At 65.0% G+C, this 19,650-nt stretch carries 28 protein-coding genes and 1 pseudogene; 19 read left to right on the plus strand and 10 right to left on the minus strand.

Annotation, left to right across the window (positions count from 1 at the left end):
• Window positions 1-26 precede the first annotated feature (26 nt).
• The gene (locus XH96_RS12225; RefSeq protein ID WP_194392724.1) at window positions 27-356 is read right to left on the minus strand and encodes an iron-sulfur cluster assembly protein; all 330 of its coding nucleotides are present in this window, start codon (window positions 354-356) and stop codon (window positions 27-29) included.
• A gap of 7 nt (window positions 357-363) precedes the next feature.
• Complete coding sequence (locus XH96_RS12230; RefSeq protein WP_194394114.1) at window positions 364-843, minus strand: hypothetical protein; 480 nt, start codon at window positions 841-843, stop codon at window positions 364-366.
• A gap of 340 nt (window positions 844-1,183) precedes the next feature.
• Between XH96_RS12230 and XH96_RS12235 the strand changes: the two genes are divergently transcribed.
• Genes XH96_RS12235 through XH96_RS12245 form a run of 3 tightly spaced genes read left to right on the plus strand, consistent with a single transcriptional unit; the run spans window position 1,184 to window position 2,121 of the window.
• Window positions 1,184-1,417, plus strand: coding sequence for a BolA family protein (locus XH96_RS12235; protein ID WP_194392725.1), 234 nt, complete (start codon window positions 1,184-1,186; stop codon window positions 1,415-1,417).
• An 18-nt stretch (window positions 1,418-1,435) separates the two neighbouring features.
• Entirely contained in the window at window positions 1,436-1,771 is a 336-nt protein-coding gene (grxD, locus tag XH96_RS12240; protein WP_061026940.1) for a Grx4 family monothiol glutaredoxin, read from the plus strand.
• Window positions 1,768-2,121 carry a ferredoxin gene (locus tag XH96_RS12245; protein WP_061026941.1) on the plus strand — a complete coding sequence of 118 codons (354 nt, stop codon included), beginning with the start codon at window positions 1,768-1,770 and terminating at the stop codon, window positions 2,119-2,121. Before grxD ends, XH96_RS12245 begins: the two co-directional genes overlap by 4 nt.
• Before the next feature lie 172 nt (window positions 2,122-2,293).
• Here the strand turns inward: XH96_RS12245 and XH96_RS12250 are convergent, their stop codons facing one another.
• On the minus strand, window positions 2,294-2,704 hold the full coding sequence (locus tag XH96_RS12250; RefSeq protein WP_194392726.1) for an ArsC/Spx/MgsR family protein: 411 nt from the start codon (window positions 2,702-2,704) through the stop codon (window positions 2,294-2,296).
• A 10-nt stretch (window positions 2,705-2,714) separates the two neighbouring features.
• Window positions 2,715-3,149, minus strand: coding sequence for a response regulator (locus XH96_RS12255; RefSeq protein WP_194392727.1), 435 nt, complete (start codon window positions 3,147-3,149; stop codon window positions 2,715-2,717).
• Between the two features lie 392 nt (window positions 3,150-3,541).
• Here XH96_RS12255 and nifH point away from each other — a divergent pair, with 392 nt between their 5' ends.
• The 11 genes from nifH (at window position 3,542) to XH96_RS12310 (ending at window position 12,173) form a co-directional block, all read left to right on the plus strand.
• Entirely contained in the window at window positions 3,542-4,426 is an 885-nt protein-coding gene (nifH, locus tag XH96_RS12260) for a nitrogenase iron protein (RefSeq protein ID WP_194392728.1), read from the plus strand.
• Between the two features lie 76 nt (window positions 4,427-4,502).
• The gene (locus XH96_RS12265) at window positions 4,503-5,225 is read left to right on the plus strand and encodes a nitrogen fixation protein NifQ (RefSeq protein ID WP_194392729.1); all 723 of its coding nucleotides are present in this window, start codon (window positions 4,503-4,505) and stop codon (window positions 5,223-5,225) included.
• Entirely contained in the window at window positions 5,206-5,718 is a 513-nt protein-coding gene (gene irr / locus XH96_RS12270) for a Fur family transcriptional regulator Irr (RefSeq protein WP_246790061.1), read from the plus strand. The genes XH96_RS12265 and irr overlap by 20 nt, the downstream gene beginning before the upstream one ends.
• Window positions 5,719-5,859: 141 nt before the next feature.
• On the plus strand, window positions 5,860-7,041 hold the full coding sequence (nifV, locus tag XH96_RS12275; RefSeq protein ID WP_194394116.1) for a homocitrate synthase: 1,182 nt from the start codon (window positions 5,860-5,862) through the stop codon (window positions 7,039-7,041).
• Window positions 7,042-7,048: 7 nt separating this feature from the next.
• Window positions 7,049-7,816 (plus strand): serine O-acetyltransferase, encoded by a 768-nt coding sequence (gene cysE / locus XH96_RS12280; protein WP_194392730.1) that lies wholly within the window; start codon window positions 7,049-7,051, stop codon window positions 7,814-7,816.
• The gene (nifW, locus tag XH96_RS12285; RefSeq protein WP_194392731.1) at window positions 7,809-8,138 is read left to right on the plus strand and encodes a nitrogenase stabilizing/protective protein NifW; all 330 of its coding nucleotides are present in this window, start codon (window positions 7,809-7,811) and stop codon (window positions 8,136-8,138) included. Before cysE ends, nifW begins: the two co-directional genes overlap by 8 nt.
• 195 nt (window positions 8,139-8,333) lie before the next feature.
• Window positions 8,334-9,176: an electron transfer flavoprotein subunit beta/FixA family protein gene (locus tag XH96_RS12290; protein WP_194392732.1), complete on the plus strand. Its 843-nt coding sequence runs from the start codon at window positions 8,334-8,336 to the stop codon at window positions 9,174-9,176.
• Window positions 9,177-9,196: 20 nt separating this feature from the next.
• Window positions 9,197-10,303 (plus strand): electron transfer flavoprotein subunit alpha/FixB family protein, encoded by a 1,107-nt coding sequence (locus XH96_RS12295; RefSeq protein WP_194392733.1) that lies wholly within the window; start codon window positions 9,197-9,199, stop codon window positions 10,301-10,303.
• A gap of 15 nt (window positions 10,304-10,318) precedes the next feature.
• Entirely contained in the window at window positions 10,319-11,626 is a 1,308-nt protein-coding gene (locus tag XH96_RS12300; protein WP_194392734.1) for an FAD-dependent oxidoreductase, read from the plus strand.
• A gap of 40 nt (window positions 11,627-11,666) precedes the next feature.
• The gene (locus XH96_RS12305) at window positions 11,667-11,963 is read left to right on the plus strand and encodes a ferredoxin family protein (protein ID WP_131870862.1); all 297 of its coding nucleotides are present in this window, start codon (window positions 11,667-11,669) and stop codon (window positions 11,961-11,963) included.
• A 3-nt stretch (window positions 11,964-11,966) separates the two neighbouring features.
• The gene (locus XH96_RS12310) at window positions 11,967-12,173 is read left to right on the plus strand and encodes a molybdopterin-binding protein (RefSeq protein ID WP_194392735.1); all 207 of its coding nucleotides are present in this window, start codon (window positions 11,967-11,969) and stop codon (window positions 12,171-12,173) included.
• On the opposite strand, the gene XH96_RS38985 is transcribed toward XH96_RS12310, so the two are convergent.
• The 4 genes and pseudogenes from XH96_RS38985 to modA form a co-directional block, all read right to left on the minus strand.
• Window positions 12,147-12,764, minus strand: a complete 618-nt coding sequence (locus tag XH96_RS38985; protein WP_371740164.1) for a DUF2478 domain-containing protein — start codon at window positions 12,762-12,764, stop codon at window positions 12,147-12,149. The two genes, XH96_RS12310 and XH96_RS38985, sit on opposite strands and share 27 nt — an antisense overlap.
• Before the next feature lie 51 nt (window positions 12,765-12,815).
• A pseudogene (gene modC / locus XH96_RS38990) lies at window positions 12,816-13,514 on the minus strand (molybdenum ABC transporter ATP-binding protein); the annotation flags it as partial.
• Window positions 13,511-14,197, minus strand: a complete 687-nt coding sequence (gene modB / locus XH96_RS12320) for a molybdate ABC transporter permease subunit (RefSeq protein WP_194392737.1) — start codon at window positions 14,195-14,197, stop codon at window positions 13,511-13,513. The gene modB and the pseudogene modC, both read right to left, overlap by 4 nt.
• 5 nt (window positions 14,198-14,202) lie before the next feature.
• Window positions 14,203-14,955: a molybdate ABC transporter substrate-binding protein gene (gene modA, locus XH96_RS12325; RefSeq protein ID WP_194392738.1), complete on the minus strand. Its 753-nt coding sequence runs from the start codon at window positions 14,953-14,955 to the stop codon at window positions 14,203-14,205.
• Window positions 14,956-15,190: 235 nt separating this feature from the next.
• On the opposite strand from modA, the gene modD reads away from it, so the two are divergent.
• Window positions 15,191-16,105, plus strand: a complete 915-nt coding sequence (modD, locus tag XH96_RS12330) for a ModD protein (protein WP_194392739.1) — start codon at window positions 15,191-15,193, stop codon at window positions 16,103-16,105.
• A 30-nt stretch (window positions 16,106-16,135) separates the two neighbouring features.
• Here the strand turns inward: modD and XH96_RS12335 are convergent, their stop codons facing one another.
• Entirely contained in the window at window positions 16,136-17,047 is a 912-nt protein-coding gene (locus tag XH96_RS12335; protein WP_194392740.1) for a DMT family transporter, read from the minus strand.
• Between the two features lie 168 nt (window positions 17,048-17,215).
• On the opposite strand from XH96_RS12335, the gene XH96_RS39615 reads away from it, so the two are divergent.
• Both XH96_RS39615 and XH96_RS12340 read left to right on the plus strand, forming a co-directional pair.
• Entirely contained in the window at window positions 17,216-17,341 is a 126-nt protein-coding gene (locus XH96_RS39615) for a hypothetical protein (protein WP_256439339.1), read from the plus strand.
• Window positions 17,342-17,391: 50 nt separating this feature from the next.
• Window positions 17,392-18,249: an SDR family oxidoreductase gene (locus XH96_RS12340; RefSeq protein WP_194392741.1), complete on the plus strand. Its 858-nt coding sequence runs from the start codon at window positions 17,392-17,394 to the stop codon at window positions 18,247-18,249.
• A 91-nt stretch (window positions 18,250-18,340) separates the two neighbouring features.
• Here the strand turns inward: XH96_RS12340 and XH96_RS12345 are convergent, their stop codons facing one another.
• Complete coding sequence (locus XH96_RS12345) at window positions 18,341-18,856, minus strand: ferritin-like domain-containing protein (protein ID WP_194392742.1); 516 nt, start codon at window positions 18,854-18,856, stop codon at window positions 18,341-18,343.
• An 86-nt stretch (window positions 18,857-18,942) separates the two neighbouring features.
• On the opposite strand from XH96_RS12345, the gene XH96_RS12350 reads away from it, so the two are divergent.
• On the plus strand, window positions 18,943-19,137 hold the full coding sequence (locus XH96_RS12350) for a hypothetical protein (RefSeq protein ID WP_194392743.1): 195 nt from the start codon (window positions 18,943-18,945) through the stop codon (window positions 19,135-19,137).
• Window positions 19,138-19,185: 48 nt separating this feature from the next.
• Window positions 19,186-19,455: a hypothetical protein gene (locus tag XH96_RS12355; RefSeq protein ID WP_194394433.1), complete on the plus strand. Its 270-nt coding sequence runs from the start codon at window positions 19,186-19,188 to the stop codon at window positions 19,453-19,455.
• Window positions 19,456-19,650: the final 195 nt, after the last annotated feature.

The following is a 19,650-nucleotide window of genomic DNA, read 5'->3' on the forward strand; positions in this document are numbered from 1 at the left end:
CTCCTGATGGGTCTCTGGTTGTTCCGCTAGAGCAGGCCGAGCTCGAGCTTGACGTCGTCGGTCATCCGCGATGAGTCCCAGGGTGGATCGAACACCAGCTGCACCGCGACTTTCTCGATGCCGCCGACCTCGATGACAGCCTTCTCCACCCAGGACAGCATTTCGCCCGCGACCGGACAGCCCGGCGCGGTCAGCGTCATGTCGATCTCGACCAGGCCGTCGTGCTTCGGCTCGATCCGGTAGATCAGGCCGAGGTCATAGATGTTCACGGGGATTTCGGGATCGTGAACCGTCCGCAGCGCGGCGATGATGCCCGCAATCAGCGTCTCGTTGTCGGCAAGCTCCGTGGTCGTCATCGCCACCTCACTGGAGTCCCTCGGCGAGTGCCGCAACGACCGACCAGCCGACCGTTCCCGTCGGGTCGAGCCCGCGCAGCGCAGCCAGCAGTTCGTGGGCCTGCTGTCGTTCGTCCTTGCGAAGATGGATGAAGGCGAGCGCCTTCAACGTGTAGAGCGCGAAGCGGCCGGCGCCGTCCGGCAGCTCGGCCTGCGGCTGCCAGCGACGCCAATCGGGGCTCCAGCCGGCCTGGTGAGCGGCCTCGCGCAGCCCGCGCTCGGCGATGCTCTGGGCCTCGTCGAGACGCCCGCGATAGGTGTGGGTCTTGTAGAGGCAAAAATAGACTGCGAGCTCGGTCGGGGCCGCATCCAGGGCCTTGCGGAAGATCCGATCGGCCTCGAGAGGGTCGTGCCGGTAGCTCACCACGCCCTGCTGGAGAAGCGAGTCGATCTCGGGCGCAAGCTCGCCGAAATTGATGCCGTCGGAGTCGACGAGCACGTTCGCCATCATTGGGATTGGGCGCCGATCGCCCAATCTGCTGGAGTCTGTGCGAGACAATTCGAGTTCCTCTTCTGGCGTATCGGAATACGGATGCAACCTTGCAAAGCAAAAGCCGGGCCGAATGAGAAACGCCGCGAAAGGGCATCGTTTGGAGGCGCTGCGAGCCATCGTCGTAGTGTCCGGAGCGAAACCGTCGGCGTTCGTCACGTCATCGACATGCACGCAGGCGGCGTTGTCGCAAGTCGGACATCGCGGCGGAGCCGGGCACGCAAGTTCCTCTGAACACACATGTTCCGAAACTGGTTTGGCGCTTGCATGGACGAGGCGCGGAGCAGGAGTGTGCGACATGGCAATGGCGGGACCGGAGATCGAGCAACTGATCAGGGAGGCGTTTCCGGACGCTCATGTGATCGTGACCGATCTCGCCGGCGACGGCGATCATTACGGCGCGCGCGTCGTCTCGCAGGCGTTTGCCGGCAAGACTCGGATTCAGCAGCACCAGATGGTCTACGCCGCCTTGAAGGGACAGATGGGCGAGGCGCTGCATGCGCTCGCGCTCGAAACGGCGGTGCCGACGTGAATATGGAAGGATAGAAGCATGAGCGAACCGACCGAACAACGCATCAGGGACATCATCGCAGGCAGCGACGTCGTGCTGTTCATGAAGGGCGTTCCAGCTGCGCCGCAATGCGGCTTCTCAGGCGCCGTCGTGCAGATTCTGAACGGCCTCGGCGTGCCCTTCACCGGCATCAACGTGCTCGCCGATCCTGATATCCGCGAGGGCATCAAATCGTTCTCGAACTGGCCGACCATTCCCCAGCTCTACGTCAAGGGCGAGTTTCTCGGCGGCTGCGACATCGTGCGCGAGATGTTCAAGCTGGGTGAGCTGGCCGCAGTGCTGAACGACAAGGGCGTTGCGGTGGCGGCGTCATGAGCGACGGGATGACCGAGGAATTCGAGCTGCCGCAGCTCTACCGTCATCACGTCTTCGCCTGCCATACCCAGCGGCCTCCGAGCCATCCGCGCGGAAGCTGCGGAGCGTCCGGCGGCGGGCCGCTGTGGGAGCGGCTCGGCAAGGCCATTGAAGCGAAGGGGCTGACTGACGTCGGCTTCACCGCATCGGGCTGTCTCGGCTTCTGCGCCGCCGGCCCTCTGATGGTCGTTTACCCCGATGGCGTCTGGTATCGGCCGACGACGCCGGAAGACATCGACGAGATTGTCGAGCAGCACCTCGCGCAGGGCCGGCGCGTCGATCGCCTGGTGATGGTGCTGGCGCGGAGCTAGGCGAATCTTCCTTTTCCCCTTGTGGAAGAAGGTGGCGCGAAGCGCCGGATGAGGGGTTCTCTCCGCAAATTCAGGCGCAAGAGTGTCGCGCGCGGAGACAACCCCTCACCCGTCTCGTCGTTACGCGACGAGCCACCCTCTCCAACAAGAGGAGAGGGGAACCATTGCGGCACTACACTTCCGCGCAATGCGGCATTGCCTCCGGCCGTGTGCAGCCTTCGAGGTCACTTCGCTCGCCGCCAAGCAGGGATGGGACCGGCTCACGGTCGAAGCCCGCGCATCTGGCGCCATCAGCGTCGATCAGCGGACGCCGGATCAGCAGGGGATCGTCCAGCATCAGGGCGATTGCACCTGCTGCGTCGCTCTCTGCCGGATTCAACTCACCGGATTTGATCCGGGGCGCGGCCGGGTTGAACCAGGAGGTGACGGGCGTCGCACCGAAGAAGGCGAGCAGACGCTCCGTCGTCCACGGCTCGGTGAGAAGGCTCTTCGCGATCACCTGATGACCCGCCGCCTCCAGCGCGCGAATCTGCCGAGCGTTGGTCCCGCAACCGGGCTTCTGGTAGAACAGGATGGTCGCCACGCGGGCGCTCCTATCTCATCATGCTGAGCTGGACCAGGGGCGCAGCACCGCCACGCCCGAGGATGGTGTCCACTTTCTTGCGGACGCCCTCCAAGGTCAGCGGTTTCACCACGGCGCCATGGGCTCCGGCCTTCATCGCCTCGACCGCGGTGGTCTCGTCGGATTTGTCGGTGACGACGAGAATGCGCACGCCCGGAAACTTCGCGCCGAGCTCGCCGATCAGAGCAGGGCCGCGAGCCTTCAGGAAGGAGACGCCAAGCAGCACGACGTCGGGCTTCAACCAGTCCACACCCTTCTCATAGGCCTCCTCCGGAGTGGCGAGCTCATGCGTCTCGATCTCGTCGTGCAGCATGAACTGAAGCGCCGCGCGGGTGATCTCGTCCTCGTCGACCACGAACACGCGCCGCTGGTCGACTGCCTTGGCCGTCTCGACACCGATCTGCATCCGTCATTCTCCTCGAATTGTTTCACCTCGTGGATTAGCAATTTCCGTTCCGCGTGCACGCCGCAGAAATCGCGGTGCGTTTGCACCGCAATCGCCGCGATCCTTGTCCGGTTTCTGACAGAGACCCTACCTCTGTAGGGTTCGACACAGCTTCTGTCGGCTGCCTGGGTCGAAATATTTCGCGAGCGCGATCAGCGTCTTAGTGAGCGCGCCGCGAATGGCACGCCAGTTGCTATTTGGATGCAGCAACAACGAGTGAGGGCTGAGAACACGCCGACGCCGCTGGCGAGCGATGTTCTCCTTCCCGAACCCCGCGGGCCCACGCTTCTGAGAGAGAAGCAATCTCGCGCGAATAGCGCGGAGTCATTGGCAATCGGTTGATGGAGAGCAACATGTCTTCACTGAGACAAATCGCGTTTTACGGCAAGGGTGGTATCGGAAAATCGACGACGTCGCAGAACACGCTCGCGGCGCTTGCCGAGATGGGTCACAAGATCCTGATCGTCGGCTGCGATCCCAAGGCGGACTCGACCCGCCTGATCCTGCACGCCAAGGCGCAGGACACCATTTTGAGCCTCGCGGCCAACGCCGGCAGTGTCGAGGACCTCGAGATCGAGGACGTCATGAAGGTCGGCTACAGGGACATTCGCTGCGTCGAGTCCGGCGGCCCGGAGCCCGGCGTCGGCTGCGCCGGCCGCGGCGTCATCACCTCGATCAACTTCCTGGAAGAGAACGGTGCCTATGAGGACATCGATTACGTGTCCTATGACGTGCTCGGCGACGTCGTCTGCGGCGGCTTCGCGATGCCGATCCGCGAGAACAAGGCGCAGGAGATCTACATCGTGATGTCCGGCGAGATGATGGCGATGTACGCCGCCAACAACATCTCCAAGGGCATTCTGAAATACGCCAACTCCGGCGGCGTTCGTCTCGGCGGCCTGGTCTGCAACGAGCGTCAGACCGACAAGGAGCTGGAACTGGCGGAAGCGCTGGCCAAGAAGCTCGGCACCCAGCTCATCTACTTCGTGCCGCGCGACAACATCGTGCAGCATGCGGAGCTTCGCCGCATGACAGTGCTGGAATACGCGCCGGAATCGCAGCAGGCCGAACACTATCGCAAGCTCGCGCAGAAGATCCACAACAACGGCGGCAAGGGCATCATCCCGACCCCGATCAGCATGGACGAGCTCGAGGACATGCTGATGGAGCATGGCATCATGAAGGCGGTCGACGAAAGCCAGATCGGCAAGACCGCTGCCGAGCTCGCGACGGCCTGACGATCCTGCCGGCCTTCCCACCCGGGAAGGCCGGCCTTTATCGACGTCCCCTGCGGCATAACCGGCGGAGCGTTTCGTGATTGCGGCGCAAGCGAGTACGAGCGAAGCGACTGCGCATCTACCGGCACGGCCCAATGCCAGCGGGACGCATGCGGGAATAGAATTCTACCGTCTGCTGACCGGCTGCGCCCCCGCGGAAGCCGATATCGGCGCCGACGATGATTTCGATCGTCATGTGCTTGCCTCGATCCTGGCCGCGGCAGTGATGGATGGCGGTGCTCTGGCCGAGCGTGCCGGACTGTCGGAGCAGGAGCTCAATGACCTGCTCGCTCGCAGCTTCCCCTCCGCGACGGTCCGCGCGTTCGCATGGATGCCGAGATCCGCTTCCGAGAGCGACGACGAGACCATCATGGTGCGCGATCTCCTGCTCGCACAGCGTTCGACCGAAGGCGATGTCGGCCGCTGGCTCGCGGCGATGGTGGCGCGGCGTGCGATGGAGCCCAACCACCTCTGGGAAGATCTCGGGCTGCGTGATCGCCCCGAGCTGTCACGCCTCCTGACACGTCATTTCGCACCGCTGGCGGTCCGCAACACCGGGAATATGCGCTGGAAGCGCTTTTTCTACCGCATGCTGTGCGAGGACGACGGCTTCGTGATGTGCACGACGCCGGTCTGCACGCAGTGCAACGATTTCGACCTCTGTTTTGGCGAGGAGAGCGGCGAGAGCCGCATGGCCGAGCGCCGGCGGGACTATTTGCGGGGCGACAGCGATCGGATCGATGCCGCCCGAACGGCGTGAGGTGATCATGGACGCGTATTCCGAAGGGACTTTTGTCGACGTGGTGGACGAAGGGCCGTCTGCGTGCCACGTGCACCGGGACGGTGAATGCTCCGCGTTCCAGCGGTTGCGCGACGCTGGCCTGCGGCCGACACGCCAGCGCCTGTTATTGGCAGATTTGTTGTTCGGCCAGGGACACCGCCACGTCACCGCGGAAATGCTGTTTGCCGAGTCGGCGGAGGCCAATATCCAGCTGTCGCTGGCGACCGTCTACAACACGCTGAACCAGTTCACCCAGGCCGGGCTGCTGCGCCGGATCGGGCCGGATGGCTCGCGGTCGTTCTTCGACACCAACACGACGGTTCATCCGCATTTCTACCTTCACGGCGAGGATGTCCTGATCGACGTGCCCGAGACGCTCGTCCTTGCGCAGATGCCCGAGCCCTTGCCGGGCCACGAGATCTCGCGGCTCGACATCATCATCCATGTCCGCCGCAAATCCGCCGACACCTGACAGGCCTGTCTGGGCCTGTCGCATTTGCGACAAAGCGAGCGGTGCCGAGAAGCCTATGAATCTCAATTGCTTGGCGATTATTCCGACAATGGCATGCAGGTTGCTGAACTCCTGATCGGAATGAATGACTGGAGTGCGCGGATGGTGTTTTCCAACCCGACGAAACGACTGGATGGCGGTCAGCTCCCGCTCGTCGTCCTCAACGACACCACGCTGCGGGACGGCGAACAGGCGCCTGGCGTCGCGTTCACCACCGCGGAAAAAGTCTCGATTGCGCGCGCACTGGCCTCGGCCGGCGTCACCGAGATCGAAGCCGGCACGCCCGCCATGGGCCATGACGAGGTGAGCGCGATCCGCGCTATCGTGGAGGCCGACTTGCCTGCGACCGCGATCGGCTGGTGCCGGATGCGGACGTCCGACGTCGATGCCGCGATCGAGGCCGGCGTCTCCATGGTGAATGTGTCGATCCCTGCCTCCGACGTGCAGATCGCCGCCAAGCTCGGCGGCGGACGGCCGGCGGCGCTGGAGCAGGTGAGGCGGGTGGTCGGCTACGCCCGCGACAGGGGCCTCGACGTCGCGGTCGGCGGCGAGGATTCCTCGCGCGCCGATGTCGATTTCCTGGTTGAGCTGATCGCCACCGCAAAGGCCGCAGGCGCGCGGCGCTTTCGCATTGCGGATACGCTGAGCGTGCTCGATCCTGACGCGGCCTTTGCGTTGCTGGCAGCGCTTCGTTCGACCACCGATCTCGAGCTCGAATTCCACGGTCACGACGATCTGGGCCTGGCGACCGCCAACACGCTTGCCGCAATCAAGGCCGGTGCGACGCACGCCTCCGTCACCGTGATCGGTCTCGGCGAGCGGGCAGGCAACGCTCCGCTGGAGGAGGTCGCCGTCGCGCTCAGGCAGCTCTACGGCCGCGAGACCGGCGTGGTGCTGTCCGAGCTGGAGCATGTTGCAGCCGTGGTCGCGGCCGCGGCCGCGCGCGCCATCCCCCTCAACAAGGCGATCGTCGGCGAGCACGTCTTCACCCACGAGTCCGGCATTCACGTCGACGGCCTGTTGAAGGATCAGCGTACCTATCAGGCGCTGGATCCGCGGCTGCTCGGCCGCTCCAACCGCATCGTGATCGGCAAGCATTCCGGGCTCGCGGCGATCACCGCGCTGCTGGCCGAGCTCCAGCTGTCCGTCAGCACGGAGGAAGCAAAGTCCGTTCTCGCCCGCGTCCGCCAGCATGCCGTCGAGCACAAGGGCGCCGTTGCGCGCGAGACTGTGACGGCGATCTGGCGCGAGGTGCGCGAGCGCTCGCTCCTGAATTGCGCGTGAGGGTGCCATGGCCTGTGCCGTCGATATTCCGCTCGCCGAACCGTCCGCTCCCGGACCGGTCAAGCCCTCGCTGCTGAAGTTGATCCGCGAGGACGTCGGCTGCGTGCGCCAGCGCGATCCCGCCGCGCGCAGCCAGATCGAGACGCTCCTGACCTATCCCGGCGTTCATGCCGTCATCTGGTATCGGATCGCGAACCGGCTGTGGGCCGGCGGCTGGCGCTTTCCGGCGCGGCTGTTGTCCTGGTTCGGGCGCTTCGCCAGCAATGTCGACATCCATCCCGGCGCGCGCATCGGCCGGCGCTTCTTCATCGATCATGGCGCCTGCGTCGTCATCGGCGAGACCGCCGAGATCGGCGACGACGTCACGCTCTATCATGGCGTCACCCTCGGCGGCACGTCCAGGTTTCCCGGCAAGCGCCATCCGACGCTGGAAGATCGGGTCGTGGTCGGAGCTGGCGCCAAGATCCTCGGGCCGATCACGGTCGGCGCCGGCTCGCGCGTCGGAGCCAATTCGGTGGTGATCGACAGCATGCCACCCGACGTCACCGTGGTCGGCATTCCCGCGCGCGTCGTGCGTCCGCAACTTGGTCATCGCCGCGTCGTCGGCAAGATCGATCTGGACCATCATTTGATGCCGGATCCCGTCGGCGACGCCATCGCCGTATTGCTCGACCGCGTCGAGTTCCTGGAAGCGCGGCTGAGCCACATGCAGAGGCGCGCCAGGGACGCCGGCGCTTCCGCGCCACAGAGCCTGATGGAGACCGACAATGGCTGATGGAATCCTCGCGCGACTCAACGAGGCCTCGGCGGCCGAGGAGTTCTTCACGCTGCTTGGCGTCGATTACGATCCGAAACTCGTCAACGTGGCGCGGCTGCACATCCTCAGGCGCATGGGCCAGTATCTTGCCGGGGAAGATTTCTCCGGCGTGGCGGACGAGACCGTGGCGGAGCGGTGCAAGATCGTGCTGGAGCGGGCTTATGCGGACTTCGTCGCATCCTCGCCCATCGACCAGCGCGTGTTCAAGGTCCTGAAGGATGCTGTCGCGCCGCAGCCGAAGCAGGCGCCGACATTGGTGCAGATCGGCTCGCTGAAGTGAGCACGTGCTCTGTCGCATTTGCGACGCGTGTCGCAGCAGCGTTGTCGGCCCTACAGTCCGAAGCGGATGCAACCGATACCGTCACTCTTCTAAGTCGCTGTGTCTGCATCTGAATTTCGTCGTTCGCGCAGTTGGTACGACACTTGCTGTTCTGGCTCTGAACGAGGTTTTCGAAGACGAGTCCTGGAGAAGCGCATGCACATCGTCGTCTGCATCAAGCAGGTCCCCGACTCCGCACAGATTCGCGTGCATCCCGTGACCAACACCATCATGCGTCAGGGCGTGCCGACCATCATCAACCCCTACGACCTCTTCGCACTGGAAGCGGCACTCGAGCTGCGCGATCAGTTCGGCGGCGAGGTCACGGTGCTGACCATGGGTCCGCCGTCGGCCGAGGATTCCTTGCGCAAGGCGCTGACCTTCGGCGCCGACCGCGCGGTGCTGCTGACCGACCGCTTCTTTGCCGGTGCAGATACACTGGCCACCACCTATGCGCTTGCAACAGCGATCCGCAAGATCTCGACCGAGTTCGGTGCGCCCGATCTCGTCTTCACCGGCAAGCAGACCATCGACGGCGATACCGCGCAGGTCGGCCCCGGCATCGCCAAGCGGCTGGGCCTGTTGCAGCTCACCTATGTCGCCAAAATCAGCGCGCTTGATTTGGAGGCCCGCACCATCGACGCGGAACGGCGCTCCGAGGGCGGCGTGCAACTCCTGCGCACCAGGCTGCCGTGCCTCGTCACCATGCTGGAGGCGACCAACCAGATCCGCCGTGGCGCGATGGCCGACGCGCTGCGCGCCGCGCGTGCTCCGATCGTGAAATGGAGCGCGCAGGAGGCCGGCGTCGAGGACATCTCGAAATGCGGACTGCGCGGCTCGCCCACCATCGTCAAGCGGGTGTTCGCGCCCGCGGCGCGCAGCGAGAAGGCAGCGCTGATCGAGGTCGGCGAACAGCCTGCGGAGGCGCTGATCGACGCCATCTTCAAGCGCCAGCCGGCGCTGGAGACTGAGCTCGCGGCGCTGGCGCGCGGCTATTGAGGCGAGAGGGAGCAAGCACCATGGGCACCGCACCGAAAACCGCAGCTCCAGCCTCCGGTCGCGCCGCGACCAAGAAGGAGCTGCCCGAGCACTTCAAGGCCTACAAGCACGTCTGGGTCTTCATCGAGCAGGAGCGTGGCCAGGTCCACCCCGTCTCCTGGGAGTTGATGGGCGCCGGTCGCAAGCTCGCCGACAAGCTCAAGGTCGATCTCGCCGCGGTCGTGATCGGCCCCGAAGGCGAGGCGACGCAGAGCGCCGCCGCGGAGTCGTTCTGCTACGGCGCCGATCTCGTCTACATGGTCGCCGACAATCTGCTCGCCGACTATCGCAACGAATCCTACACCAAGGCGCTGACCGACGTCGTCAACACCTACAAGCCCGAGATCCTGCTGCTCGGCGCCACCACGCTCGGCCGAGATCTCGCGGGATCGGTGGCGACGACGCTGCTCACTGGCCTCACCGCCGACTGCACCGAGCTCGATGTCGATACCGACGGCTCGCTCGCCGCGACACGCCCGACCTTCGGCGGCTCGCTGCTCTGCACGATCTACACGCTCAACTACCGGCCGCAAATGGCAACGGTGCGCCCGCGCGTGATGCCGATGCCGGAGCGTGTCGCCCGTCCGGTCGGCCGCATCGTCAGCCATCCGCTTGGCCTGGTCGAGGATGACATCGTGACCAAGGTGCTGTCATTCCTGCCCGACCGCGATTCCGCAAAGTCCAATCTCGCTTATGCCGACGTCGTCGTCGCCGGCGGCCTGGGGCTGGGATCGCCCGAGAATTTCCAGCTGGTGCGCCAGCTCGCAACGGTGATCGGTGCCGAATACGGCTGCTCGCGGCCGCTGGTGCAGAAGGGCTGGGTCACCTCCGACCGGCAGATCGGCCAGACCGGCAAGACCATCCGGCCGAAGCTGTACATCGCCGCAGGCATCTCCGGCGCGATCCAGCATCGTGTCGGCGTCGAAGGCGCCGACCTGATCGTTGCCATCAACACCGACAGGAACGCGCCGATCTTCGATTTCGCCCACATGGGCATCGTCACTGACGCCATCCGCCTGCTTCCGGCGCTGACCGCGGCGTTCCGCGCCCGGCTGTCGCCGCATTCGCGCGACCGGATCGCGAGCTAGAAAGGGAGAGGCACCATGATCGAGGAGAAATTCGACGCCATCGTCGTCGGCGCCGGCATGGCGGGCAATGCCGCGGCACTCACGCTCGCCCAGCGTGGCCTCAAGGTGCTGCAGCTCGAGCGCGGCGAGTATTCCGGCTCCAAGAACGTGCAGGGCGCGATCCTCTATGCCGACATGCTGGAGAAGCTGATCCCCGACTTCCGCGAGGACGCGCCGCTGGAGCGACATCTGGTCGAGCAGCGCTTCTGGATGATGGACGACCGCTCGCACACCGGCCTGCACTACCGCTCCGACGACTTCAACGAGGAGAAGCCGAACCGCTACACCATCATCCGCGCGCAGTTCGACAAATGGTTCTCGCAGAAGGTCCGCGAGGCCGGCGCCATCGTGCTGTGCGAGACGACGGTGACTGAGCTGGCGCAGGACGCCTATGGCAAGGTGATCGGCGTTCGCACCGACCGCGCCGATGGCGAGATCCATGCCGATGTCGTCGTGCTGGCCGAAGGCGTCAACGGCCTGCTCGGGACCCGTGCAGGGCTGCGCGAGCGGCCCAAGCCCGACAAGGTCGCGCTCGCGGTCAAGGAAATGCATTTCCTGCCGCGCGAGACCATCGAGGCCCGCTTCAACCTCAGGGGCGACGAAGGCATGGTGATCGAGGCCGCCGGCACCATCTCCCGCGGCATGACCGGCATGGGCTTCATCTATGCCAACAAGGAGTGCATCTCGCTCGGCATCGGCTGCCTGGTCGCCGATTTCCAGCGCACCGGCGAGACGCCGTACGGGCTGCTCGACCGCTTCAAGCGGCATCCTTCGGTCGCCCCGCTGATCGAAGGCTCCGAGGTGAAGGAATATGCCGCGCACCTCATTCCCGAAGGCGGCTTCAAGGCGATCCCGCAGCTCTATGGCGAGGGCTGGGTCGTGGTCGGCGACGCTGCCCAGCTCAACAATGCCATCCACCGCGAGGGCTCGAATCTCGCAATGACTTCGGGCCGGATCGCGGCGGAGGCGATCTTCCAGGTCAAGTCGCGCAAGGAACCGATGACGGCGGAGAACCTGTCGCTCTACAAGACGATGCTGGATCAGTCCTTCGTCATCAAGGATTTGAAGAAGTACAAGGACATGCCTGCGCTGATGCACACCCAGTCGCAGAATTTCTTCCTGACCTATCCGGAGCTCGTCTCGAAGGCGATGCAGAACTTCCTGCGCGTCGACGGCACTCCGAAGGTCGAGAAGGAAAAGACGACGTTCAAATCGTTCATCAAGGCGCGGTCGTGGAGCGGATTGTTCGGCGACGCCTTCCGCCTCGCGCGCGCCTGGCGCTGATCTCAAGGAAACGCAACACTGGCGATGGAGACTTAAGGCCATGTCGATCGAGCCATCCGTACGTGTCGAGGACAAGCTGTTCTACAACCGTTATCTGGTCGATGCCGGCCGGGCCCACATCAAGGTGCGCCCGCACACCACGCCGTCGCCGGAACTCCTGACGATGCTGAAGGCTTGCCCGGCGCGCTGCTACGAGCTCAATGACAAGGGCCAGGTCGAGATCACAGTCGACGGCTGCATCGAATGCGGGACATGCCGTGTGATCTGTGAGGAGAGCGGCGATATCGAGTGGAGCTATCCGCGCGGCGGTTACGGCGTGCTGTTCAAGTTCGGCTGATCCATGAAGCTCAGTGCACGAAACGTTCTACCCGGACGGGTGATCGCCGTTACCAAGGGCACGACGACGGCTCATGTGAAGATCGAGCTCGCGCCGTGCCTGGTGGTGTTCTCCGCGATCACCAACGAAGCGGTGGACGACCTCGCCTTGAAAGTGGGCGATGCCGTCTCGGCCGTGATCAAGTCATCCGACGTGATGATCGGCAAGTAGTGCCGCAGGCGCCTCGGCGGGGGCGCGCGCCGCGCGGGCCCGCTTCATCCGCGACGACAGGTCCAGCCACCAGCCCTCGATCGCTCCTCGCTCGCACAACAGGCTGGTGCCGATCCCGCCGGTAAAGTCATTCCAGGCGTCGAGGCATTTCTCCGGCACCGCTGTGAGCACGGGGATACCAGCGGCGATGGCGTCGGCCAGCTCGTCCCGCAGACCGTCGCCGGCTGCCTCCTGCTTGGAGAATTTGTTGATCACGACAAGATCGACATCGGCCGCGATCGCGCGGGTGACGGCGACCGCCGCTTCGGCAAGGCCCGCAGCGTCGAGCTTGCACGCCATGGCGCCCGAGCCGAGCGGCTGGCAGATCGAGATCTCCGCGCCCGTCATGAGGTCGATCGCCTGCATGCCGATCTGGCAGCCCGCGCCATCCTCGACGTTGCGCTGGACCACGCCGCCGATCCGCTCGCCCGACCGCGCGAGATCCTGAGCAAAGTCGGCGAGCAGGCCGTCGACGTCGTCCTGCGGACGGTAGAGGATCGCGGCGACGCGGTTCGGGTCGATATCGTGAAAGTCGATCGGCATGGAAGTCATCCTCGTCGGGTTTCCTACGCTCTTCCGTCGTCGCGAGCAATCTCCAAGCCGATCGCGGCTCCCGGCCAGTGGTATCGGGTGGAGGCTGTGCAGCGGGCCGGAGCCGACGACGCGGCCTTGCTCCATCAGCACCAGATGATCGGCAAAGCGCTCGATCTCCGCCATGTCGTGGCTGATATAGAGCACCGGCAGCGACAGCGTCTCGTGCAGCCGCTCGAGGAACGGGAAGATCTCGTACCTGGTGGTGCGGTCGAGCGCGGACAGTGGCTCGTCCATCAGAAGGAGTTTTGGCTGCGACAGCAGGGCACGGCCGATCGCGACTCGCTGCCGCTCGCCGCCGGAGAGGCGGTAGGGCGAGCGGTCGAGCAATGCGGCAAGGCCGAGCAGCTCCACGACCTCGCTGAATGTGATCTGCGCGCGAGCCGCCTTCGGAGCACCGAACAGCAGATTGCGTTGTACCGAAAGATGCGGAAACAGGCTGGCTTCCTGGAAGACGTAGCCGATCGGCCGCCGGTGCACGGGCCGAAACGACGAACCGTCCTGCCAGACTTCACCATCCACCGCGCAAAAGCCGTCGGCCATGCGCTGCAGGCCGGCGATACAGCGCGCGACACTGGTCTTGCCGCAACCCGACGGGCCGAAGATCGCAGTGACGCCGGTGGCGGGCAGGCTGAGCTCGGCGTCGAGTGTGAAACTGCCGAGCCTGCCGCGGAAGGCCGCGTTGATGCGTGCGGGTTCGGCCGTTCTCACGCCGCAGCCCTCGCGGCGCGCTTGTCGACAAGCGTCATGGTGAGGATCACGGCGAAGGCGAAAACCACCATGCCGCCGGCGAGCATGCTCGCCTCGCGCCAACGCGAGGTCTCGACATAGTCGAAGAGCGCGACCGACAGCACCTTGGTATGGCCGGGAATGTTGCCGCCAATCATCAGCACGAGGCCGAACTCGCCGACGGTGTGCGCGAAGCCGAGCACCGCACCGGTCAGGAAACCAGGCCGCGCCAGCGGCACCGCGACGGTCCAGAAGGTCCGAAGGGGCGAAGCGCGCAAGGTGGCGGCAACTTCGAGCGGACGCTCGCCCATCGCGGCAAAGGCGTTCCGGATCGGCTGCACCACGAACGGCATCGAATACACCACCGAGCCGATGACCAGACCTTCGAAAGTGAAGGCAAGCGTGCGCGCGCCCCAGAGGCGCGCGAGCCACCCGCCCGGCCCGTCCGGGCCGAGCAGCACCAGCAGATAGAAGCCGAGCACGGTCGGCGGCAGCACCAGCGGCAGCGCAACCACGCTCGCGATGATTTCGGTCCACCAGCCCTTGGCGCGCGCCAGCCACCAGGCGAGCGGCGTGGCCAGCACCAGCAGGATCGCGGTCGAGATTGCGGCCAGTTCGACCGTCAGCAGAACCGACTGGCGTATCTCCGCCGACCAGATCTCCATGTGCGTCAGCTCTGCCCGTCCAGCACGTAACCGTATCTCTCGATGATGGCGCGCGCCTCGGATCCCCTGAGGAAGGTGATGAACGCGCCGGCGGCCTCGTTGCCGGCGCCCGCCTTCAGCAGCACCGCGTCCTGCCGGATCGGGTTATAGAGCTCCTGTGGTACCACCCAGCGCGAACCGGCCTCGCTGCCGGTCAGTTGCGACAGCGCCACGAAGCCGACCTCGGCATTCCCCGTCTCGACGAACTGATAGGCCTGGGTGATGGTCGCGCCCTCCACCAGCTTCGGCTTCAGGGCGTCGTAAAGGTTCAGCGATTTCATGGTCTCCACGGCGGCAAGACCGTAGGGCGCGGCGGCCGGATTGCAGATCGAGAGCTTTGCAAAGGAGGCGGCCTTCAGCGTCTCCTCGCCCGTCACGAGGCCCGGCGACTTGCTCCACAGCACGAGCTTGCCGATCGCGTAGGTGAAGCGGCTGCCCGCGACTGCGAGACCTTCCTCGACGAGCTTCTTCGGCCGTGAATCGTCGGCCGACAGGAACACCTGGAACGGCGCGCCTTGCGTGATCTGGGTATAGAATTGCCCGCTCGCGCCGAAGCTGAGCACCGCCTCGTGCCCGGTCTTCTGCTTGAAGAGGGCGGCGATCTCCTTGGCGGCATCGGTGAAGTTGGCGGCCACGGCGACGTTGGTCTGCGCGGCCTGCGCCGATGCGCATGCGAGCAGCAATCCTGCGAGGATGGTGATGGAGCGAAGCAGCTTCATGATGAACTCCAGCGGCCGGCAATTGCGTCAGCGCAGCCCGATTGCTGCAAGGTGCCGGCCGGAAGCATCCCAGCAATCGGCGTGCCGGATATGTGGTCGCAGTCTGGTGTGCGCCTTGCAGGAATGGTGTCAAGAGAGGGGGCTTTCCGCCTCTTGCGGGCGGCGGGACCGATGATCCGTGTCGGATTCCCGACAAGGCCGTCGGCAAGCCGACACCAATGAAGGGACGCACGACATGGCAACCGTTGCATCGCGCGCCGAGCTCGAACGCCTGCTGGAAGACGACGTCCCCTACGGCGATCTCACCACCGAGGCGCTCGGGATCGGCGGGGCCATCGGCGTGATGCAGTTCGCCGCGCGCGCGCCGATGGTGCTGGCGCTCGCCGAGGAAGCCGCCGCGATCATCGCGCTCGCCGGCTGCGAGGTGGAACTGTTCGCCGCGTCCGGCGCGGCGCTGGAGCAGGGCGCCCCGATCCTTCAGGCGCGCGGTCCGGCCGCGGGCCTGCTGCGGAGCTGGAAGGTGGCGCAAACCCTGATCGAGATCTGGTCGGGCGTGGCCAGCGAGACCCGCGCCATCGTCGACGCGGCGAGGGCGGTCGCACCTCATATCCCGGTCGCCTGCACGCGCAAGAACGTACCGGGCACCAAGCGCTTTGCGGTCGCGGCCGTGAAGGCGGGCGGCGCCGTGATGCACCGGCTCGGCCTGTCCGAAACCGTGCTGGTCTTCCCTGAGCACCGCGTCTTTCTCGGCGACCTGCCGCTGTTTCAAGCGGTCGAGCGGCTGCGCCGGGCGGCGCCGGAGAAGAAGCTCGTGATCGAGGTGAAGACCGCCGATGCCGCGCTCGCCGCGGCGGTCGCCGGTTTCGACGTGATTCAAGCCGAGAAGTTCTCGCCAGCCGAGATAGCTGCATTGGTCAAGCGCATGGCATCGATGGCCTATACGCGCGCTCGTCCGCTCATCGCCGCCGCCGGCGGCGTCAATGCGGCAAATGCCGCGGCCTATGCGGAATCTGGCGCCGATGTCCTGGTCACGTCCTCGCCCTATCTGGCGAAGCCGAGAGACGTGCAGGTGGAGATCGCGTCAGCCGACGACGGCACACGTGCGCGGCTTATTCTCAGGACGGATGCAGCCGTTCCGGCATCGACGTAGCAGGAGCCGCCTCTTTCCGAGTCGCCACCGCTATTTGGACAGGCTCCTGGTTTCGGGTTGGCCTCCTCCGAGCAACAGAACGAGCCCGGCGGTGACAATCGCCATGCCGATCCACTCGATGGTTGTTGGAATCTCCGAAAGTATCGGAATCGCCAACAGCGTCGCACTTGCCGGTACCGCCGCAGCCAGACCGGCCGAGGGCGTAGGACCGAGACTCCTGACGGAAATTGAGAACAGGATGACCGCCAGGAAACCGGGGCCCAAGCCCTGGAAAGCGGCCTGAAGCAGGATCGTCGTCCACGGCGCATCCTGCATGGTGGAAGGAAGAAAGAAAAACCAGACCGGCAGGAAAACGAGCGCGTTCGGCACGCTGACAAGAACCAGCGCCTGGCGCGCCTCGACCTGCCAGTGCTTCACGCCCACAAAGTAGATCGAGAGCACAGCTGACGCCGCGAGGAAGAACCCAATGGCCGATGCCACGTTATTGCCGCCGGCACGCATGCCCGGAACGGCAACGAGCACTGCGCCCACGAGCAGGATGAGAACTGCAACGAGTTGCTGCCAGGACGGCACGCGCCGCGCGAAAAGCAATCCCAGCAGAATGGTGAAGATCGGTAACGAGCCGTTGGCGAACGCTCCCCCGTATGCTGCCGACGACCCCTTCAAGCCGAAGTACATCAAGATATTGTACAGCGCGCCGGGGCCAAAGATCGACATCGCCAGAATTGCGTGCAGCGGCAGGTGGCGCGGCCACCAGGCCTTGGCGAACGGAAGAACCAGGGCGCCCGCGACCATGAACCGAAGCGCCGTCAAATCGAAGGGTGTCAGGCCGGATTGCATGCCGGCCCTCGAGAAGACGAGAAAGCCGGACCAGATGCAGAACACGCCGGCTGCGCTCAGGAGTCCGAGAATTCGCTCGTTCGATTGGGCTGCTGGAGTCAAGCCGGTGTCCGATTGCTTGAGATATCTTCACGCACCTAAAGCACCTGTGAGTTTCAAATGCTCTCCGCAACACGGTCATCAAAGATGACGCCATGGTGATCGGCCATTCGCGAGAATCAGAATGGTGCGTTGAACTCTAATCGGGGCGAGCCGCGAAAGGCGAGGAGTTTGCGCCTCGACAAAGAGGTCAGCGGCCTCGCATTCGTGTGGCTGCTGCTCGCGGAAATCCTGACGGTTGCCGGCTTCGGCTTTCCTCATGACGATGTCGGCGGGCCGGACACGCTCCGAAGGTAGGAACACTTCCGGCGGCGCTCCGTTAGCGCAGCAGACGTCCGGAGTTGTCCATGACCGATTATCCAAAGCCGCCTTATCCTGCGCAGCAGCAACCGATGCCCGGCTCGACGCGAGCGATGCAGCCCCGGCCGGATCATGGCGAGGAGAGTTACAAAGGCGCCGGGCGGCTTGCGGGAAAGAAAGCCATCATCACGGGCGGAGACAGCGGCATCGGCCGCGCGGTGGCGATCGCCTATGCGCGTGAGGGCGCCGATATCGTCATATCCTACCTGAACGAGGACGAGGATGCCGCGGAGGTGAAGACGTTGGTGGAACGGGAGGGGCGCAAGGTCGTCCTCGTCCCCGGCGATATCAGCGATCCCGATCACTGCCGCGCCATCGTGCGTCGCACCGTCGAGGAGCTCGGCCGCATCGACATCCTCGTCAACAACGCGGCGCATCAGGCTACATTCAAGGACATCGGGGATATCACCGACGAGGAGTGGCAGCGCACGTTCGAGACCAACATTCACGCCATGTTCTATCTGGCCAAGGCCGCCGTCCCCCACATGCGGCCGGGAGCTGCGATCATCAACACGGCTTCGGTGAATTCGGACATGCCGAACCCTACGCTGCTGGCTTACGCCACGACCAAGGGGGCCATCCAGAATTTCACGGGCGGGCTCGCGCAGATGCTGGCCGAGAAGGGCATTCGGGTCAACGCGGTAGCCCCGGGTCCGATCTGGACTCCGCTCATCCCCTCGACCATGTCGGAGGAAAGGGTCAAGAACTTCGGCAAGCAGGTCCCGATGCAGCGCGCCGGCCAGCCGGCGGAGCTCGCAACCGCCTATGTCATGCTGGCCGATCCGCTCTCGAGCTACACCTCCGGGGCGACGGTGGCCGTCACCGGTGGCAAGCCGTTCATCTGATCGGACGTGTCCGCTAGCGGTAGAGATGAGCGGCAACGGCAGGAAGATGGCGGCGGCGGGCGCCGCCATCCTTTCGATCCGTCGGCCTCGATCACGCGGCGTTCGACGCCTTGGCGTTGACGCCCTTGCGCAGGGCGACCGTGTTCAGCTTGGTGTTGGCGGCCTTCTCCTCGTTCAGATTGGTGGTGAGGAAGCGCACGATGTCGTCGTGGCCGAGCTCTTCGGCCCAGGCGATCAGCGTGCCGTAGCGGCACATTTCGTAGTGCTCCACGGCCTGTGCGTTCGCGACGATCGCGGCGTCGAGCACGGCCTTGTCCTCGATCTCCCCGGCGGTCTCGTCGGCTTCCTTGATGAGGCCGTCGATGGCCGGACAATGAGTGCCGCTCGGCTCCTTGCCGAGCTTCGCGAACACCTTGTTGAGGCGTTCGACCTGCTTGTTTGTCTCTTCCAGATGGGCTTTCAGCCCGGCGACGAGGTCCCTGTTGGTCGCCTTGTCGATCATCTTCGGCAGCGCCTTCAGGATCTGCTGTTCCGCGTAGTAGATGTCCTGAAGGCCGTGCAGCAGCAGGTCTTCCATCGATTTGATGTCCTTGGTGAAGAATCCCATAAAAGACGTCTCCTGTTCACAATGATGGCAGTGGAACGCCGTGCGGCCGTCGCTGTTCCATTCCCTGTGCAGATCGGGAGAGCCAAATGAGCGATGGAGTCGATCATCTTGCGAGCCTGCTCGGACGCGCGGCGATGGACGTGTGGGGCGACATGCCACGCGACATCCAGGAAGCGCTGTTCGAGACCGCCATGAAGGGACGCCCGACGGAGCGTGAGGAGCTTGCGCGGTTGCTGCACGAGCGGCACCCGCGCACGCTTCATCCGGCCCGGCCGGGCTGAAGCCGCGGGTCGCGTCGGGAACGATCGCGCCTGCTCCTGATTGGTGAAATGGGTGGCGCGCAGCCGAACGGTTTGATGCAAGCCGCGGGAGGCGCATCGCCCAAGCCCCTGGACCAGATTTGCGAGCCGATCGACGTGACTGAGATGAACATCGGAAAATGGTACGACCCGATTTCGGAGCGGTGGATCGCGCCGCGCGAAGCACGCACCATCGCAGCGAATGATCGGTCGAGCGCGAGGCCGGCGCCGGAGGCTCACAAGAGGGAAGAGGCGCAGCGGATCTGGAATCTGCTGGTCGATTGCTGCGCACGCGGATGATGCCTGCCACGCCAGCATGACGGATTCGTTCTGTGCGGGCTCCGGTGCCCGGCCGATGCCGCGGCAGACGATCGCCCCCGCAACGAATTCTCCTGGCCGCCGTGGCGACACGAATCGGCAGTTCGGGCAAATCCTTGGGCCCCCGACCCGTGCAGGTCACTGCTGACATCGCAGGCGCCCTGGCGACGCCCTCGG

The sequence above is a fragment of the Bradyrhizobium sp. CCBAU 51765 genome, assembly GCF_015291725.1.
Lineage (GTDB): Bacteria > Pseudomonadota > Alphaproteobacteria > Rhizobiales > Xanthobacteraceae > Bradyrhizobium > Bradyrhizobium liaoningense.

Bases quoted from the DNA above. Each gene is read 5' to 3' on its own strand.
- XH96_RS12225 (WP_194392724.1), bottom strand. From the start codon at position 356: ATGACGACCACGGAGCTTGCCGACAACGAGACGCTGATTGCGGGCATC.
- XH96_RS12230 (WP_194394114.1), bottom strand. From the start codon at position 843: ATGGCGAACGTGCTCGTCGACTCCGACGGCATCAATTTCGGCGAGCTT.
- XH96_RS12235 (WP_194392725.1), top strand. From the start codon at position 1,184: ATGGCAATGGCGGGACCGGAGATCGAGCAACTGATCAGGGAGGCGTTT.
- grxD (WP_061026940.1), top strand. From the start codon at position 1,436: ATGAGCGAACCGACCGAACAACGCATCAGGGACATCATCGCAGGCAGC.
- XH96_RS12245 (WP_061026941.1), top strand. From the start codon at position 1,768: ATGAGCGACGGGATGACCGAGGAATTCGAGCTGCCGCAGCTCTACCGT.
- XH96_RS12255 (WP_194392727.1), bottom strand. From the start codon at position 3,149: ATGCAGATCGGTGTCGAGACGGCCAAGGCAGTCGACCAGCGGCGCGTG.
- nifH (WP_194392728.1), top strand. From the start codon at position 3,542: ATGTCTTCACTGAGACAAATCGCGTTTTACGGCAAGGGTGGTATCGGA.
- irr (WP_246790061.1), top strand. From the start codon at position 5,206: ATGCCGCCCGAACGGCGTGAGGTGATCATGGACGCGTATTCCGAAGGG.
- nifV (WP_194394116.1), top strand. From the start codon at position 5,860: ATGGTGTTTTCCAACCCGACGAAACGACTGGATGGCGGTCAGCTCCCG.
- cysE (WP_194392730.1), top strand. From the start codon at position 7,049: ATGGCCTGTGCCGTCGATATTCCGCTCGCCGAACCGTCCGCTCCCGGA.
- nifW (WP_194392731.1), top strand. From the start codon at position 7,809: ATGGCTGATGGAATCCTCGCGCGACTCAACGAGGCCTCGGCGGCCGAG.
- XH96_RS12290 (WP_194392732.1), top strand. From the start codon at position 8,334: ATGCACATCGTCGTCTGCATCAAGCAGGTCCCCGACTCCGCACAGATT.
- XH96_RS12295 (WP_194392733.1), top strand. From the start codon at position 9,197: ATGGGCACCGCACCGAAAACCGCAGCTCCAGCCTCCGGTCGCGCCGCG.
- XH96_RS12300 (WP_194392734.1), top strand. From the start codon at position 10,319: ATGATCGAGGAGAAATTCGACGCCATCGTCGTCGGCGCCGGCATGGCG.
- XH96_RS12305 (WP_131870862.1), top strand. From the start codon at position 11,667: ATGTCGATCGAGCCATCCGTACGTGTCGAGGACAAGCTGTTCTACAAC.
- XH96_RS12310 (WP_194392735.1), top strand. From the start codon at position 11,967: ATGAAGCTCAGTGCACGAAACGTTCTACCCGGACGGGTGATCGCCGTT.
- XH96_RS38985 (WP_371740164.1), bottom strand. From the start codon at position 12,764: ATGACTTCCATGCCGATCGACTTTCACGATATCGACCCGAACCGCGTC.
- modB (WP_194392737.1), bottom strand. From the start codon at position 14,197: ATGGAGATCTGGTCGGCGGAGATACGCCAGTCGGTTCTGCTGACGGTC.
- modA (WP_194392738.1), bottom strand. From the start codon at position 14,955: ATGAAGCTGCTTCGCTCCATCACCATCCTCGCAGGATTGCTGCTCGCA.
- modD (WP_194392739.1), top strand. From the start codon at position 15,191: ATGGCAACCGTTGCATCGCGCGCCGAGCTCGAACGCCTGCTGGAAGAC.
- XH96_RS12340 (WP_194392741.1), top strand. From the start codon at position 17,392: ATGACCGATTATCCAAAGCCGCCTTATCCTGCGCAGCAGCAACCGATG.
- XH96_RS12345 (WP_194392742.1), bottom strand. From the start codon at position 18,856: ATGGGATTCTTCACCAAGGACATCAAATCGATGGAAGACCTGCTGCTG.
- XH96_RS12350 (WP_194392743.1), top strand. From the start codon at position 18,943: ATGAGCGATGGAGTCGATCATCTTGCGAGCCTGCTCGGACGCGCGGCG.
- XH96_RS12355 (WP_194394433.1), top strand. From the start codon at position 19,186: ATGGGTGGCGCGCAGCCGAACGGTTTGATGCAAGCCGCGGGAGGCGCA.